The following is a 13,274-nucleotide window of genomic DNA, read 5'->3' as shown; positions in this document are numbered from 1 at the left end:
GGAGCCGGAAACCGGCCCCGGTCAGTCTGAGGACGGGCCTCAGGCTGCCTTCTGCTTCTCGATGTAGTCGATGGCGTCCTTGACGGTCGCAATCTTCTCAGCTGCATCTTCCGGAATCTCGACGGAGAAAGCTTCTTCGAAAGCCATGACCAGCTCGACCGTATCGAGGCTGTCCGCACCCAGATCGTCGATGAAGGACGCGTCCGGCGTTACCTTGCTTTCGTCCACACCGAGGTGCTCGACGACGATCTTCTTCACCTTGTCAGCAATATCGCTCATCTGTTCGTTCCTTATGCCCGTCCGGGACCCTGTTGCCCGTGCGGTGCGTTACATCAAAACTCTTACTGCCGCCTGCCAGTCCGGAGAGCCAGAGGTCCTCCCAGAGCAGGGCCATCCCGTGCTCGGGACGGCATTGCCGCCGGAAGAACCGGACATCAGCCTTCAGCAGGCCGGGCAAAGCAGCGCGCGATTAGCATGCTTTAACCAAAAAGGCCAAGCATTCAGACCATCGCCATACCGCCATTGACATGCAGGGTCGTCCCCGTAACCCACGCCGCCTCGTCGGACGCTAGATATACCACCGCCGATGCCACGTCACCAGTGTTGCCCATTCGGCCCAGCGGAATGGAGCCAACCAGCTTCTCACGCACGGCTTCCGGCAGCACATCCGTCATTGGCGTTTCAATAAAGCCGGGCGCCACGACATTGACCGTGACCCCACGCGGACCAGCTTCCTGCGCCAGCGATTTGCTCATGCCCACGATGCCGGCCTTGGCAGCGGCGTAGTTAGCCTGACCGGCATTACCTGTCGTCCCCACCACGGAAGCGATGGAAATGATCCGTCCTGCGCGGCGACGCAGCATGCCCTTGAGCGCAGCGCGGGCCAGACGGAACGGGCTCTCCAGATCCACGGTCAGAACCTGCGACCAGTCACTGTCCTTCATGCGAATGGCAAGCGTATCGCGCGTCAGACCGGCATTGTTGACGAGAATATCCAGCGGAGCACCAACCGCCGCTTCCGCCTTGGCCACGAGGCCGTCGGCTTCGGCCGGGTCGGACAGGTTGGCGACGGCGATATGGGCGCGTTCGCCGAGGCTGTCAGCCAGTTCCTGAAGGGCCGCTTCGCGCGTACCACTCAGAACGACCGTCGCACCCTGCGCATGAAGCTGGTGGGCGATGGCAGCACCGATGCCGCCGGATGCGCCCGTGACGAGGGCCGTCTTGCCGGAGAGAGAAAACATGATCGGTTGTCCTTACAGGGTCTTGAGCAGGGCTTCGATTTCAGCGGGAGTGCCGGCATTGCTGGTCGTGAGCTCAGGCGCGATGCGACGCGCCAGACCGCACAGGACCTTGCCCGCGCCGAGTTCATGCATGGTCGTGACACCCATCGCGACCATAGTTTGCACACTCTCACGCCAGCGTACGGTCCCCGTGACCTGCTTTACGAGAAGGTCACGGATTACGGCGGGATCGGTCACCTTGGCTGCGGTGACATTGGCGATGACAGGAACAGACGGCGCATTCAGAGTCGCTGACGTCAGAGCCTCTTCCATTTCTCGCGCAGCAGGCGCCATCAGCGATGAATGGAACGGTGCGGACACCGGCAGCTTCACGGCCCGCTTGATGCCATGCTCCTTGGCAACGACAATCGCACGATCGATAGCACTCATCACACCTGAAATGACGATCTGGCCACCGCCATTATCATTGGCGACTTCGAGCGTCTCGCCCTGAGACGCCTCGTCGCAGATGGCACGTGCCTGGGATGCGTCCACACCCAGAAGAGCCGCCATACCGCCCTCTCCCGCCGGCACTGCACGCTGCATCGCCTTTCCGCGCAGACGCAGCAGGCGCGCACCTTCCGCAATACCAAGCGTACCCGCGGCCGCAAGTGCGGAATACTCGCCCAGCGAATGGCCTGCCACCAGCGCCGCCTTGTCCGCCAGCCTGAAGCCGCCTTCGCTTTCCAGAGCGCGCACGGCTGCCAGCGAAACCGCGAACAGCGCGGGCTGGGCATTTTCCGTCTTCGTCAGTTCATCCGCATCACCAGTGAACATCAGACGAGACAGATGATCGCCAAGCGCCTCATCCACTTCCTGAAAAACGGCACGAGATGATGCAAAAGCTTCGTTCAGGGCCTGACCCATCCCGACGGACTGGCTCCCCTGTCCCGGAAAGACGAACGCGTGAACCGACATGGATCCCCCTGCTGGCAATGATTTCAAGGTTCCGCGTGATGCGTCGTTGTCACCCATCTGTCAAATCCTGTGTCAGTCCTTCCGCCGGAGCGTGAAAAATTCGTCGGTCGGAACCTTGACGCGGATTAAGGAAAAAGGCCGGTCTGAGCGAAAGAGCGTCCTTGCCTGATAATCCTGCGGGCGCAGCAGAAACGTGTAGGGCGTACCCCCCTGATTATCGACCAGAAGCCGTGCTGTTCCGTTCTCCACAGCTTCAAAACGCGCTCCCGGAGCGACATCGACTTTTATCCTGTGAGCGTCCGGCGCCAGAAAAGCGAGAATGACCCCAAAGACATCACGGATGGAGGCATTGATTTCTCCCAGCCAGACCTGCGCCTGCTCCTTCGTAAACGACGGTTGCGGCAATGGATCCACTTCGATCGCCAGTTCGAGCTGGACTTTCCTGTCCGACGACAGCGTCAGCAGAACCGGGGGATTTTCAGCCAGCAGAGCATCGGACCGGGGGAAATGCATTTCCCTGTCGTTTCCGACAAAGAGCGGAATGTCGCCGCTTTTTGCATGAATCACGACCCGGGCTTCAGAAGGAACAGCGTGATCCGGAAGAATGTCTCCAAGAAAATGCAGGGACAGGGTCTGTCGCGCACGTTCGGGGAGGCGATCGAACCGCTCATAGACCCGGTAAATCCCTTTATAGCTTCCAACCCGCATGGCGTGCTTGCCCGTAACGGTAAGGGTTTCGACCGGACGGGGCATGACGGACTGAGCCCCGGCCGTCTGAAAAAGCATGCAAAGACAGGCTGCGGCCATCCCGGCGCTGATAATGCCTTTTCCCACAACCATTCTCCTGACACTACTCGACGGACCGGGAAAGACTAGCCGATCTTCTGCATCACGATCAGGACCTGTGGCAACCGGACCGGGTTGTCCATATATTCGATCAGGCGGAAAAGGCCGCCCCATGCCTTTATGATGTAATTGCGCGGAATGATTGCTTCGCCGTAATGCGACTGCGGCTGAGGTGGCTTTGAAGATGCCGCATGAAGAAAACGCCCTGCTTCGAACTCCGCATTGGCCCGGGATTCGTCGGTGAAGCTGTCCGCACACGCTTCGTGCCAAGGATGTTCCAGCCGCATGCCCGATGCACGTTTCAGCCTCTGTTCGGCGCAAAAGGCGATAAACCGCCGACTTTGAGTCGTCATGACCAGTATGCCACCTGGCTTCAGGAGACGATGGAATTCCCTCACCCAGTGCCCCGCCAGAAACTCATCCAGATGCGAGAAAACCGACCATGACGTAATCACGCCGAAGCTCTCTGACATCAGGAGCAGTGGCGGGACGAGGCCACAACCCAGAAAATTCAGGGCCGGATTGGCGCGCCGTGCCGCCATAAGGAAGCGGTCCGTGGCCTCCACGCCATACAGATTGGAGGGCCGGATATCTTTCATGAACAGCCGAGCGATCCGCCCCCAGCCACAACCAAAATCCAGCAATGTCGTTTCGGAACGGATCGGACGTCCGGCGTAAGCACAGTACGCCTTGACCTCCCTGAAGAAGACATGCGCCTCATGGATGGAGATTTCCCCATGATGTCCATGAATTTCGCGTTGTAACTGTTCCGGCGGGAAGGCCGGCATTTTCGCGCCCTGGATTTGCGGGATGTGAACGGATGACACCAGAACCTGAAGCCATTCTTCGTCGCTGATGCCACCGAAAGTGTCAAAAACGTCGCTAATGCTCTCGGAATGGTTCATCAAATCCCGCCAAAGGCCAGTAGTAACGTTTATTTAACGCATCCTTGCAAGCACGGAAACACATGGTCAGAGCGTCCTTGCGAAAATCCTCCTCTTCGACCGCTCGTCGGGACGAAAATAGCCTCCTTTGACACAATCCCGTGTCACTTTTGGGAAGCAGGCGGTTTTGTGTAGACTGCCGAAATAATGGGTCGATTGTTCCCGCCGTCACAGCATTGCATGCACCGATGACGGACAATCGATGTTTTTTTCCGTGCCCCTTTCTGGAAAAGCAGCCGCCGTTACGGGTGCAACCCAAGGTATTGGCAAGTCCACTACGCTTCGTCTGGCCAAGGAGGGCGCGGACATCATTCTGCTGGATGTCAAACAGGATATTCTGGCCGAAACAGCAAAGGAAGTTGAGGCACTCGGCCGCAAAGCCGTGGCGCTGACAGCCAATATCAGCAATAGGGACAAGTTCGCGGAAAGCCTTCGCGAGGACGCAAAAACGCTGGGCGACCTGAATATCATGGTCAACAATACGGAAATCTGTCAGGTCAAACCAGTTCTCGACATTGAATCTGCCGAAATCGAGAAAATTTTCAATATCAACGTTCAAGGTTTACTGTGGGGCATTCAGGCTGCGGCAAAAATTTTCAAGGAAAAGGGCACAAAAGGCAAAACCATCAATGCCTGTCCGATCGCCGGCCAAGGAACTGGCGTCCTCAGGTACTACGGTCAACTCCTATTGCCCCGGTATCGTCGGCACGGACATGTGGGGCACGATCGACAAGCGCCTGGCAGAAATCACCGGCGCCGAAGAGGGTGCGACCTACAAAAAATATGTTGAGGGAAGCGCTCTTGGTCGCATGGAAAAGTCAAACGACGTGGCCGATTTCCTGGCGTATCTTTTCAGCAGCGATTCTGACGACATGACCGGACAGTCCTTTCTCATCGACGGTGGTCTGGCCTTCCGCTGAAACAATAAAAAAAGGCCCGGTTCCCCGGACCTTTTTTTCAAACCGCTCTGTCAGCGGCCGATCAGCCGACCGCGCTGCCAGGCTTCGGCAGCACCTTCAGGATCCTGCCCCTCAACCGATATGACATAGTCTAGGGCACTCATGACCTTGTTGCCGAGCATCATTTCCGAAAGCTCGTCAATCAGATCGCTGTCAGCCTGACGCGCCACGTCGTCACGCATGATCATGCGGGCCGACATCTCACCGCCCAACAACCGCGCCGGATCTTCGATCACGTTCAGCAGGTCCGTATGGAAAACCGCATGCGGTTGCATCGCCACCACCAGCGGTTTTTCTCCTGCATCGCGAGCCTTTTCGAGACGCTCGATCAGAGCGCCCTCACCGATACTTTCAATCGGCAGTACTGACAGGGCCGGAAGCTGCTTGAGCGCCTCTTCCAGACTCTGCCGACTATCGTCAGCAACGATAATGCGGTCAACATCCGCCGCGGTCAGCGTACTGACCGCACCAAGAGGCACAAAAGCAGCAAAACTGGTCACCGGCTGATAAAGGTCGCCCAGCACCCGCCGCCCGGGGCCTGCAAGTTTCTCATCACGGGGAAACCATGCGGACACAAGGAGGTCGACTTCCGCCTGCTCCAGAGCCTCCTCGACATCATCGGGATCGAGATCGACATACTCGACCTCAACCTCATAGGCCTCAAGAACGCGCGCGACCGCGCTGGCACATCCCGCATGTAACGAGGTGTACAGATGGCCGATCGTCATTTGCGTCATGAGAATGGATCCGTCAGGCAGGAAATTGAAACGTGTGACCGTGATTAGGCCCCACGTTCCGATTTGTCACGACCTTACCAGATCTTTACGCGCTGATCCGGCGCCAGATACAGCTTCTGGCCGGGCTTCACATCAAAGGCATCATACCAAGCATCAATGTTGTGAGCCGGGATGTTGACGCGGGTGATGGCGGGAGCGTGCTCGTTTGACAGCACCTGCTGACGCAGCGCATCCGGACGATCTTTTTCGCGCCAGACCTGAGCCCAGCCAAGGAACACACGCTGATCGCCCGTCAGCCCATGCACGACCGGTGCCGGCTGGCCATGCAGCGAGTCATGATAGGCCTGAAGACCAAGGTTCAAACCGCCAGAATCAGCGATATTTTCGCCCATGGTCATCTTACCATTCACGTGCAGACCCGGCAGCACTTCCTGTGCATCATACTGGGCGCCCAGACGGTCTGCCAGCTTCTGGAAGGCATCGGTCGAAGCCTTGGTCCACCAGTCGTTCAGGCGACCATGCTCATCGTAATGACGGCCCTGATCGTCAAAACCATGGCTCATTTCATGACCGATCACGCCGCCGATGGCGCCGTAATTAACGGCAACATCGCCCTTGGGATCAAAGAACGGCGGCTGAAGGATCGCAGCCGGGAACACGATCTCATTCATTGTCGGATCGTTGTAGGCGTTCACGGTCTGCGGCGTCATGCCCCATTCGTCACGGTCGACCGGCTTGTCGAGCTTGTCCAGATCGTGTTGCCAGCTGAACGCTGCACCACGCACTGCATTGCCGTAGACGTCGCCCTTGCGGATGTCGAGCTTGCTGTAATCCCACCACTTCTTCGGATAACCAACCTGAATGGCGAAATGGTCGAGTTTGTTCAGAGCGGCCTTGCGGGTCGGCTCGTCCATCCAGCTGTTGTGCTCCAGACGCTCGTGGAACGAAGCCTTCACCTTCTGCACCAGATCGGTGATCTGAGCCTGTGCGGAAGGCGGAAAATAACGCGCGACATATTCGCGACCCAGGGCCCAGCCCAGTGCGCCATTCGTCACGCGGACGGCACGCTTCCAGCGCGGAGACTGCTGCGCCACGCCCGACAACGTATGGCTGTTGAACTCGAATGACGCATCATAGAAATCACGAGACAGGTAACCCGCCGCGTTATCTCCAAGATGGAAGGCCAGCCACGCACGCAACGTTGCAATATCCGTTCCCTTGAGAACCGTCGCCATCGCCTTGATGCCGGCAGGTTCACGCACGTCGATCTTGCGGTTTTCCAGACCTTCCGCAGGCAGCCCCGCAGTAATCAGGAACGTCGTCCAGTCGAAATCGGGAGCGAGCTTCTGGAGCTCGGAGACTGGCATGGGGTTATAAATCTTGAGCGGATCGCGCGTCTGGTCGCGCGGAACCTCAACCTTCGCCAGCGCCGTTTCGAGATCGACCACGGCCTGCGCATTTTTCGCGGCATCCGGCCAGCCCTCAAGCGTCAGCATTTTGGCGATATAGGCCTGATAAGCCTTCTTCTTGTCCGCTAACTTGGGGTTTGTGTAGTAGCTCGTGTCCGGCAGACCGAGGCCACCACCTACCCCGATACTCATACCCTGATCGAGCATCAGCATGTAATGTTCAGGATCCTTCTGGTCCTGCTCCACGCCGATCTGGAACGTGCTGAACGCCATGGATTTGAGCGAGGATCCGAAAGCCTCAGCCAGACCCTTGCCATCATTGACGTTGCGGATCTTTTCGAGATCGGCAGCGAGAGGCTTCGCGCCCAGACGGTCCACAGATTTCTGATCAAGAAAGCTGGCATAATAGGTGCCAATCTTGCCCAAATCGTCTGAAGGCTGATCGACAGACTTCTTTACCGCTTCATCGAGAATAGTTTTCTGACGTGACAGGGACAGTTCATACAGGATACGGAACGGGCCGTAGCTGCTCATGTCGCCAGGAATTTTAAGATTTTTGAGGTATGTGCCGTTGGCATATTCGAAGAAATCATCACCCGGATGAACCGCCCGGTTCATTCCGGACTCGTCAAAGCCCCAGCCCGCATTGTAACCGGCGGCATGAGCGCCCGAGATCATCAGCCCGGCGCCGAGGGCGAGCAGGCTGGCACCGTGTTTCAGACCATGTCGTGACGTAAGGAATCGTTTCACAGTTTTACCTCAATCAGAGTGGTAGCCCTAGAATGAGGTATAAAATATCATTTCGTCAAAAAAACCTTAAAGACAGTGGTTTGTCAGCGTGAGCGTCGTGCTTTGTCGCTCTTCCGCCCTGGCCCCGCTACACCTGTCGCCGCAGCGATCGGATAGTCGAAAACAACGACTTTTTCGAGGTAGGGTCCGGCAAACTCCTTAAACGCCTCATGCGCCGGATCAAAATAGGCCGGATCTGTCACGACCGGCTTTCCAACGTAATAGTTACGATCGCCTTCCGAGCGGAATGTTACGAGGAAAGCCTGCTGAAGTCCGGCATCAGTACCTTCGCCACTGCTCTGGAAACCAGTCTCAAGTGCTGCAACGACCGGTGTACCGTCCGGACGGCGGCTGTCCTGTGCCAAATGAAGAAAACGCCCAGACACCTCAGCGCGCTGCGCAGTCGTCGAGTCCTTCGTGTACCGGAACATCACCATGTGCCGCACCGTGCCGACGCGCCAGTCCGGAGCGGTATAGCGGGCATAGCCAACCTGCTTTGCAAGCTGTTGCGCCGAAAGTGTTGCTGCACTGATGTCATCCACCTTGAGCGGTCCGGACGAAGCGATGGGCAGCGAGTACGGATCGGCCTTTGCGTCCGGAAACCGATACAGGCCGATCACACAGAGCAGAAGCGCAGAGCCATAAACGGCACGACGAGAAAACAGAGCGGGACCGGTCATCGGAGTCTCCTGACACATGCGGAAGAAACTATCCCCAGTCATGGCATAAACGGCCGATTGCGTCTCGATTTTTCCAATGTCGGTGTGTTTCGCAAAACGGCGTTAAGCCGCGACCGCTTTTTGAAAAACTTTCCGGCGCCACTGGATCAGACGATAGACCACACGCGCGGCAAGTTTCTGCCAGCGCGTGTGCGGCGTGAAGCCGATCGTCTTGAAAATCATGGCCGTCACGCGGTCGATATGCCGGGGCTGATAGAATCCCATTGCCTTGGACATGTAGGCCGCAATGCAGCGGTGATGATCATAGGCCATCCCGGGCGGCTCGTTGGTCGTGTGATAGGCCGAGGCCAGTTCGTCGTCCTCGCTCTCCGTCACACGGCCCAGAGCGATTCTCGTCCGCGCCCAGACACCCAACTTTTCGCGCTTCAGGTAGCGGCGCATATGATCGTAGAACAACTTGAAATGCCGGTATTCGTCGGCCGCTATCTGCTTGCAGATAGCTTTGAGCAACGGCTCGTCCGTCCCGTCCGCGAGTGCCGTATAAAAAGACGACGTGCCGGTTTCGACCATACATCGCGCAATCAGTTCGCCCGTGCGGGAACCTCGGATCGAGGCGTCCACATCAGCATCGATCTTGTACGACGCGCGGTAGCGGTCGAACGCCTTTTCATAATCCCAAGAGGGATCAGCCAACATGGCCCAGCGGCCAAGAGCATCACCATGCTGCACTTCCTCAACCGCCCAGTTCGCGGCGGCCGCGCTGAAATCCGGATCTCCGACAAAGACACGACGCAGATATTCGGCATAATCAAGACCGTTCTTTTCCACCACGGAAGCGGCCTTCACGAGGGGGATGATCTCGGGGTCCACGCGGGACGGATCAAAGGAGTTCCAGTCCATCTGATCGATATGCCAGTGTTTCATTCTGCAACCTCGTCCGTTTTCCGGCTCACTAATAGTGACGATCAGATGACACGGTGGGACAATTTTGGGTAGGTGTGATGCAGCAACCCTTGGAGATTGATCCGTGACGGCCACCCATACGCCCCACCCAGACGTCCGCCACGACTGGACCCGCGACGAAGTCGAAGCCCTTATCAGCCTGCCTTTCCCCGAGCTGATGTACCGTGCACAGACCCTGCACCGTCGCTACTTCGACCCAACAAAAGTGCAGATTTCCACGCTTCTTTCGATCAAAACGGGCGGCTGCCCGGAAGACTGTGCCTATTGTCCTCAGAGCGCCCTTCACGAAAAAAGTGTCAAGGCCGAGCGCCTGATGGCCGTGGAATCCGTCCTGAAGGAAGCACGCGCTGCCAAGAAAGCCGGTGCGGGCCGATTCTGCATGGGAGCCGCCTGGCGCACGCCGAAGGATCATGACCTCGACACCGTCTGCGAAATGATCGAAGGCGTGAAGTCGCTGGGCCTCGAGACCTGCGTGACGCTCGGCATGCTCGATGCGCAGCAGACGGAGCGCCTGAAGACGGCGGGGCTGGATTATTACAACCACAACCTCGACACGTCCGAAGAGTTTTACGGCTCCATCATTTCCACCCGCACCTACCAGCAGCGTCTCGACACGCTTTCGAACGTGCGCGACGCTGGTATCAATGTCTGCTGCGGTGGAATCGTGGGCATGGGTGAAGACCTGTCCGACCGTGCCGGTCTGCTGATGACACTCGCCAACCTGCCCAAGCACCCCGAGAGCGTGCCCATCAACCTGCTTGTCCGCGTTGAAGGCACCCCGCTGGGCGAGGCCGAAGCCGTCGATCCCATCACCTTCGTCCGTATCATCGCCACGGCACGTATCATGATGCCGGAAAGTCATGTCCGCCTTGCCGCAGGGCGCGAAAACATGACCGACGAAGCCCATGCGCTATGCTTCCTAGCGGGTGCGAACTCGATCTTCTGTGGTGAGAAGCTCCTGACCACGCCGAACCCGGCTGAACACCGCGACCGACAGCTCCTGTCCGCACTCGGAATGTCACCCATGGTGCAGTCGGAAGCCGAAATGGGCACGATGCGTCCGGTCGTGACGGAAGAAGCCGTCTGCGAGATGGCCGCGTCCTGATCGTCAGACGGCCACATGATCAGGGGAAGCGTTCGAGAGGGCGCTTCCCCTTTTTTTTGTGCTTGGCCTTTGTCCGCTTCTTCCCTAAACCCACGCCCTTTGCCGGAACCGGAGGAAAGCAGACCCAATGACGATGCCCGGACATAACCACACGAAGATCCGCGTCGGCATTGACTTCGGCACCACCAACAGCGTGGTCGTCATCGCGGACGAAAACGGCGATACCCATCCCGCCCGTTTCGTTTTCACAGATCATCCTGCGAGCGAAACCTGCCGCACGCTGCTTTGTCTATGGATGGATCAGGACGGACGACGACGCGTCATGAAAGACGCGATCGGGCTGGACGCCATCGAGGCCTATCTCGACGATCCTGCCGAGAGCCGTCTCATTATGTCCATGAAGACCTATCTGGCACAGGGGTCCTTTCGCGAAACTCGGGTTTTCAGCAACGTAATGACGCTCGAAGCCCTGATCGCACGCTTCCTCACATCACTGATGGACAAGGCCGGGCTGAACCCATCCGATGTGAGTGCCACGATCGGCCGCCCTGTGCGGTTTGCGGGCGAACTTGCGGATGACTCGCTCGGAGTAGAGCGTCTGCGCGAAAGTTTTCTGGAGGCGGGCTTTCCTGAACCCAATATCGTTCTCGAACCCGAAGGCGCAGGCTGGCGCTTCATGCAGCGCCTTGATCGTCCGGCCACGGTTCTCGTTGGCGATTTCGGCGGCGGCACCAGCGATTTCTCGATCATGCGCTTTGACCCTCAGGCCCACCAACGCGTCACGACGCTGGGCCATTCGGGCGTAGGGATTGCAGGCGATCAATTCGACTACCGCATCATCAGTCACGCCGTCGCCCCGGCGCTGGGCAGGGACGCGACCTATCGTATCATGGGGGGGCAGCCCCTGCCCGTCCCGGCTGAATGGTTCGCAAGCCTCGGCCGCTGGCACCGCCTGTCCCTGATGCGCACGCCCCAGACCCTTCGGGACATCGCGGACGTGGCCAAAACATCGTCCGAGCCGGAAAAGCTCCGCAGCCTGCTGCGTCTGATCGAAGATCAGGAAGGCCAGAACCTTTATCGCGCGGTCGGTCAGGCCAAAACCGAATTGTCCCGTCAGGACAGCACAATCCTGCGCTTCGTGCATCGCGACCTGAAAATCGAAGAGCCCATCACCCGTGCAGATTTCGAAAGCTGGATCGCCCCCGATCTGGCCCGTCTGGACAGCGCCATCGAAGATGCCATGCGCCAGACAGGCCTGGAGGCCGATGATATCGACCAGGTCTTCCTGACGGGTGGGACGTCATTCGTGCCTGCTGTCCGCAATCTGTTCAACCGCCGTTTCGGCGCGGAGCGTGTGGACGGTGGATCAGAATTCGTCTCGGTCGCCGAAGGTCTGGCTTTAATTGAACGAGACCGCCACAGCTCCTGATTTTTTCCTGTCATTACTGAAAAAAATTCGTACTGAACGCTACTCTGCAAAAACATCCCAGAACCGCCTTAGGCTCAGGACTCATAGCCAGAACATGACGGTTGCAGCGAGGCAGATGACTGAGAAGAAGACATTCGGACATCTGTCATAGCGTATTGCGATACGCCGCCAGTCCTTGAGGCGACCGAACATGATTTCGATGTGGTTGCATCTTTTGTATTTTCGCTTGTCGTATCTGACTGGTTTTCCGCGGGATTTCAGCCTCCGAATGTAGGGCCTGCGCCCTTCAGGGCATCTCGGAACCAGTCAGCATCATAGCCCCGCTCCGCCAGCATCCACTGTGCCGCAGGAAGACTGTCCAGCAAAGCAGCGGCACCGGTGTAATCACGGACCTGTCCCGCCGTCATGAAGAAGCTCAACGGTGGTCCGTTTTGATCCGTGATCGCATGTAGCTTTGTATTCATGCCAGCTTTTATCCGTCCGATCAGACGCCTTGGATCCCCTTTGTTAGCCGCAGGCTTGAAGCCATACGGTGCGCTTTGAGATACGTCGCATCAATCATGATTGTCTGAGGTTCGGCTTTCGCAGCTGACAGGCCATCCATTATTCGCATAAAAACGCCCATGTCGCCCCAGCGCTTCCAACGGTTGTACAGCGTCTTGTGGGGGCCGTATTCCCGGTGCGCATCATGCCAGCGTAAGCCATTACGGTTCACAAAAATGATGCCGCTCAGCACACGGCGGTCATCAATGCGGGGTCTGCCGTGGCTCTTGGAAAAAAACGGCAGCAGGCGCTCCATCCGCTTATCCGTCAGCCAAAACAGGTCACTCATCTCCAATCTCATCGCAGAGCCTGAATCAGATTTCCGTAATCAAATCAATAGATCCTGAGCCTAGGATTAATGGGCGGCGCGGCACTGGCCCAGGAACCGAAGATTGAAGCCGCAGTCGCCAGCGCGGCCACTAATACTAGCCCACGCGTCACACAGGTCGCTGACACCAAGAAAAACGAAACCAGCACGCAGGTCTGGGTGAATACTGCGACCCATGTTTGTCACATGCTGGGCAGTTTCTGGTACGGCGCCTATATGTGCGAAGACGACGCCAAACGCGTGGGCAACACACGCGGTCAGTATGGCCGGGAAATAGCTAAACGGCAGGGTTTGGCTGAATAGTTTATCAGCCCCATTCAACCACGATCCCAAGCGTCGTGTAC

At 57.8% G+C, this 13,274-nt stretch carries 12 protein-coding genes and 2 pseudogenes; 4 read left to right on the top strand and 10 right to left on the bottom strand.

The window, feature by feature from the left end:
- Positions 1–39: 39 nt before the first annotated feature.
- The 5 genes from GKA01_RS06780 to GKA01_RS06760 all read right to left on the bottom strand — a co-directional run bounded on the left by GKA01_RS06780 (position 40) and on the right by GKA01_RS06760 (position 3,949).
- On the bottom strand, positions 40–279 hold the full coding sequence (locus GKA01_RS06780) for an acyl carrier protein (protein WP_011253554.1): 240 nt from the start codon (positions 277–279) through the stop codon (positions 40–42).
- A gap of 221 nt (positions 280–500) precedes the next feature.
- On the bottom strand, positions 501–1,241 hold the full coding sequence (gene fabG / locus GKA01_RS06775; RefSeq protein ID WP_146860525.1) for a 3-oxoacyl-[acyl-carrier-protein] reductase: 741 nt from the start codon (positions 1,239–1,241) through the stop codon (positions 501–503).
- 12 nt (positions 1,242–1,253) lie between these two features.
- Positions 1,254–2,198 (bottom strand): ACP S-malonyltransferase, encoded by a 945-nt coding sequence (fabD, locus tag GKA01_RS06770; protein WP_146860522.1) that lies wholly within the window; start codon positions 2,196–2,198, stop codon positions 1,254–1,256.
- Between the two features lie 72 nt (positions 2,199–2,270).
- Complete coding sequence (locus GKA01_RS06765) at positions 2,271–2,984, bottom strand: hypothetical protein (protein WP_146860519.1); 714 nt, start codon at positions 2,982–2,984, stop codon at positions 2,271–2,273.
- A gap of 86 nt (positions 2,985–3,070) precedes the next feature.
- Positions 3,071–3,949, bottom strand: a complete 879-nt coding sequence (locus tag GKA01_RS06760) for a class I SAM-dependent methyltransferase (protein WP_146860516.1) — start codon at positions 3,947–3,949, stop codon at positions 3,071–3,073.
- Positions 3,950–4,190: 241 nt separating this feature from the next.
- Here GKA01_RS06760 and GKA01_RS06755 point away from each other — a divergent pair.
- Positions 4,191–4,908 (top strand): annotated as a pseudogene (locus GKA01_RS06755) (SDR family oxidoreductase).
- Between the two features lie 50 nt (positions 4,909–4,958).
- On the opposite strand, the gene GKA01_RS06750 reads toward GKA01_RS06755, so the two are convergent.
- The 4 genes from GKA01_RS06750 to GKA01_RS06735 form a co-directional block, all read right to left on the bottom strand.
- Positions 4,959–5,684 (bottom strand): glycine betaine ABC transporter substrate-binding protein, encoded by a 726-nt coding sequence (locus GKA01_RS06750; protein ID WP_146860514.1) that lies wholly within the window; start codon positions 5,682–5,684, stop codon positions 4,959–4,961.
- A 74-nt stretch (positions 5,685–5,758) separates the two neighbouring features.
- Positions 5,759–7,771 carry a M13 family metallopeptidase gene (locus tag GKA01_RS06745; protein WP_228119751.1) on the bottom strand — a complete coding sequence of 671 codons (2,013 nt, stop codon included), beginning with the start codon at positions 7,769–7,771 and terminating at the stop codon, positions 5,759–5,761.
- Between the two features lie 155 nt (positions 7,772–7,926).
- Entirely contained in the window at positions 7,927–8,562 is a 636-nt protein-coding gene (locus tag GKA01_RS06740) for a Dabb family protein (RefSeq protein ID WP_146860508.1), read from the bottom strand.
- Positions 8,563–8,664: 102 nt separating this feature from the next.
- Positions 8,665–9,486 (bottom strand): acyl-ACP desaturase, encoded by an 822-nt coding sequence (locus GKA01_RS06735; protein WP_146860505.1) that lies wholly within the window; start codon positions 9,484–9,486, stop codon positions 8,665–8,667.
- Between the two features lie 103 nt (positions 9,487–9,589).
- On the opposite strand from GKA01_RS06735, the gene bioB reads away from it, so the two are divergent.
- Positions 9,590–10,630: a biotin synthase BioB gene (gene bioB, locus GKA01_RS06730; RefSeq protein WP_146860502.1), complete on the top strand. Its 1,041-nt coding sequence runs from the start codon at positions 9,590–9,592 to the stop codon at positions 10,628–10,630.
- A gap of 127 nt (positions 10,631–10,757) precedes the next feature.
- Positions 10,758–12,059, top strand: a complete 1,302-nt coding sequence (locus tag GKA01_RS06725) for an Hsp70 family protein (protein ID WP_146860498.1) — start codon at positions 10,758–10,760, stop codon at positions 12,057–12,059.
- An 81-nt stretch (positions 12,060–12,140) separates the two neighbouring features.
- Here GKA01_RS06725 and GKA01_RS06720 read toward each other — a convergent pair.
- Positions 12,141–12,891 (bottom strand): annotated as a pseudogene (locus tag GKA01_RS06720) (IS5 family transposase).
- Between the two features lie 69 nt (positions 12,892–12,960).
- Here GKA01_RS06720 and GKA01_RS06715 point away from each other — a divergent pair.
- Positions 12,961–13,233: a hypothetical protein gene (locus GKA01_RS06715; protein ID WP_146860495.1), complete on the top strand. Its 273-nt coding sequence runs from the start codon at positions 12,961–12,963 to the stop codon at positions 13,231–13,233.
- The last annotated feature ends 41 nt before the right edge of the window (positions 13,234–13,274 follow it).

The sequence above is a fragment of the Gluconobacter kanchanaburiensis NBRC 103587 genome (assembly GCF_007988905.1).
GTDB lineage: Bacteria > Pseudomonadota > Alphaproteobacteria > Acetobacterales > Acetobacteraceae > Gluconobacter > Gluconobacter kanchanaburiensis.
The sequence above is the reverse complement of the archived record's forward strand: the minus strand, read 5'-3'. Positions and strand labels throughout refer to the sequence as shown.

Coding starts and splice junctions, on each gene's coding strand:
- GKA01_RS06780 (WP_011253554.1), bottom strand. CDS start 279: ATGAGCGATATTGCTGACAAGGTGAAGAAGATCGTCGTCGAGCACCTC.
- fabG (WP_146860525.1), bottom strand. CDS start 1,241: ATGTTTTCTCTCTCCGGCAAGACGGCCCTCGTCACGGGCGCATCCGGC.
- fabD (WP_146860522.1), bottom strand. CDS start 2,198: ATGTCGGTTCACGCGTTCGTCTTTCCGGGACAGGGGAGCCAGTCCGTC.
- GKA01_RS06765 (WP_146860519.1), bottom strand. CDS start 2,984: ATGCTTTTTCAGACGGCCGGGGCTCAGTCCGTCATGCCCCGTCCGGTC.
- GKA01_RS06760 (WP_146860516.1), bottom strand. CDS start 3,949: ATGAACCATTCCGAGAGCATTAGCGACGTTTTTGACACTTTCGGTGGC.
- GKA01_RS06750 (WP_146860514.1), bottom strand. CDS start 5,684: ATGACGCAAATGACGATCGGCCATCTGTACACCTCGTTACATGCGGGA.
- GKA01_RS06745 (WP_228119751.1), bottom strand. CDS start 7,771: ATGATCTCGGGCGCTCATGCCGCCGGTTACAATGCGGGCTGGGGCTTT.
- GKA01_RS06740 (WP_146860508.1), bottom strand. CDS start 8,562: ATGACCGGTCCCGCTCTGTTTTCTCGTCGTGCCGTTTATGGCTCTGCG.
- GKA01_RS06735 (WP_146860505.1), bottom strand. CDS start 9,486: ATGAAACACTGGCATATCGATCAGATGGACTGGAACTCCTTTGATCCG.
- GKA01_RS06725 (WP_146860498.1), top strand. CDS start 10,758: ATGACGATGCCCGGACATAACCACACGAAGATCCGCGTCGGCATTGAC.
- GKA01_RS06715 (WP_146860495.1), top strand. CDS start 12,961: ATGGGCGGCGCGGCACTGGCCCAGGAACCGAAGATTGAAGCCGCAGTC.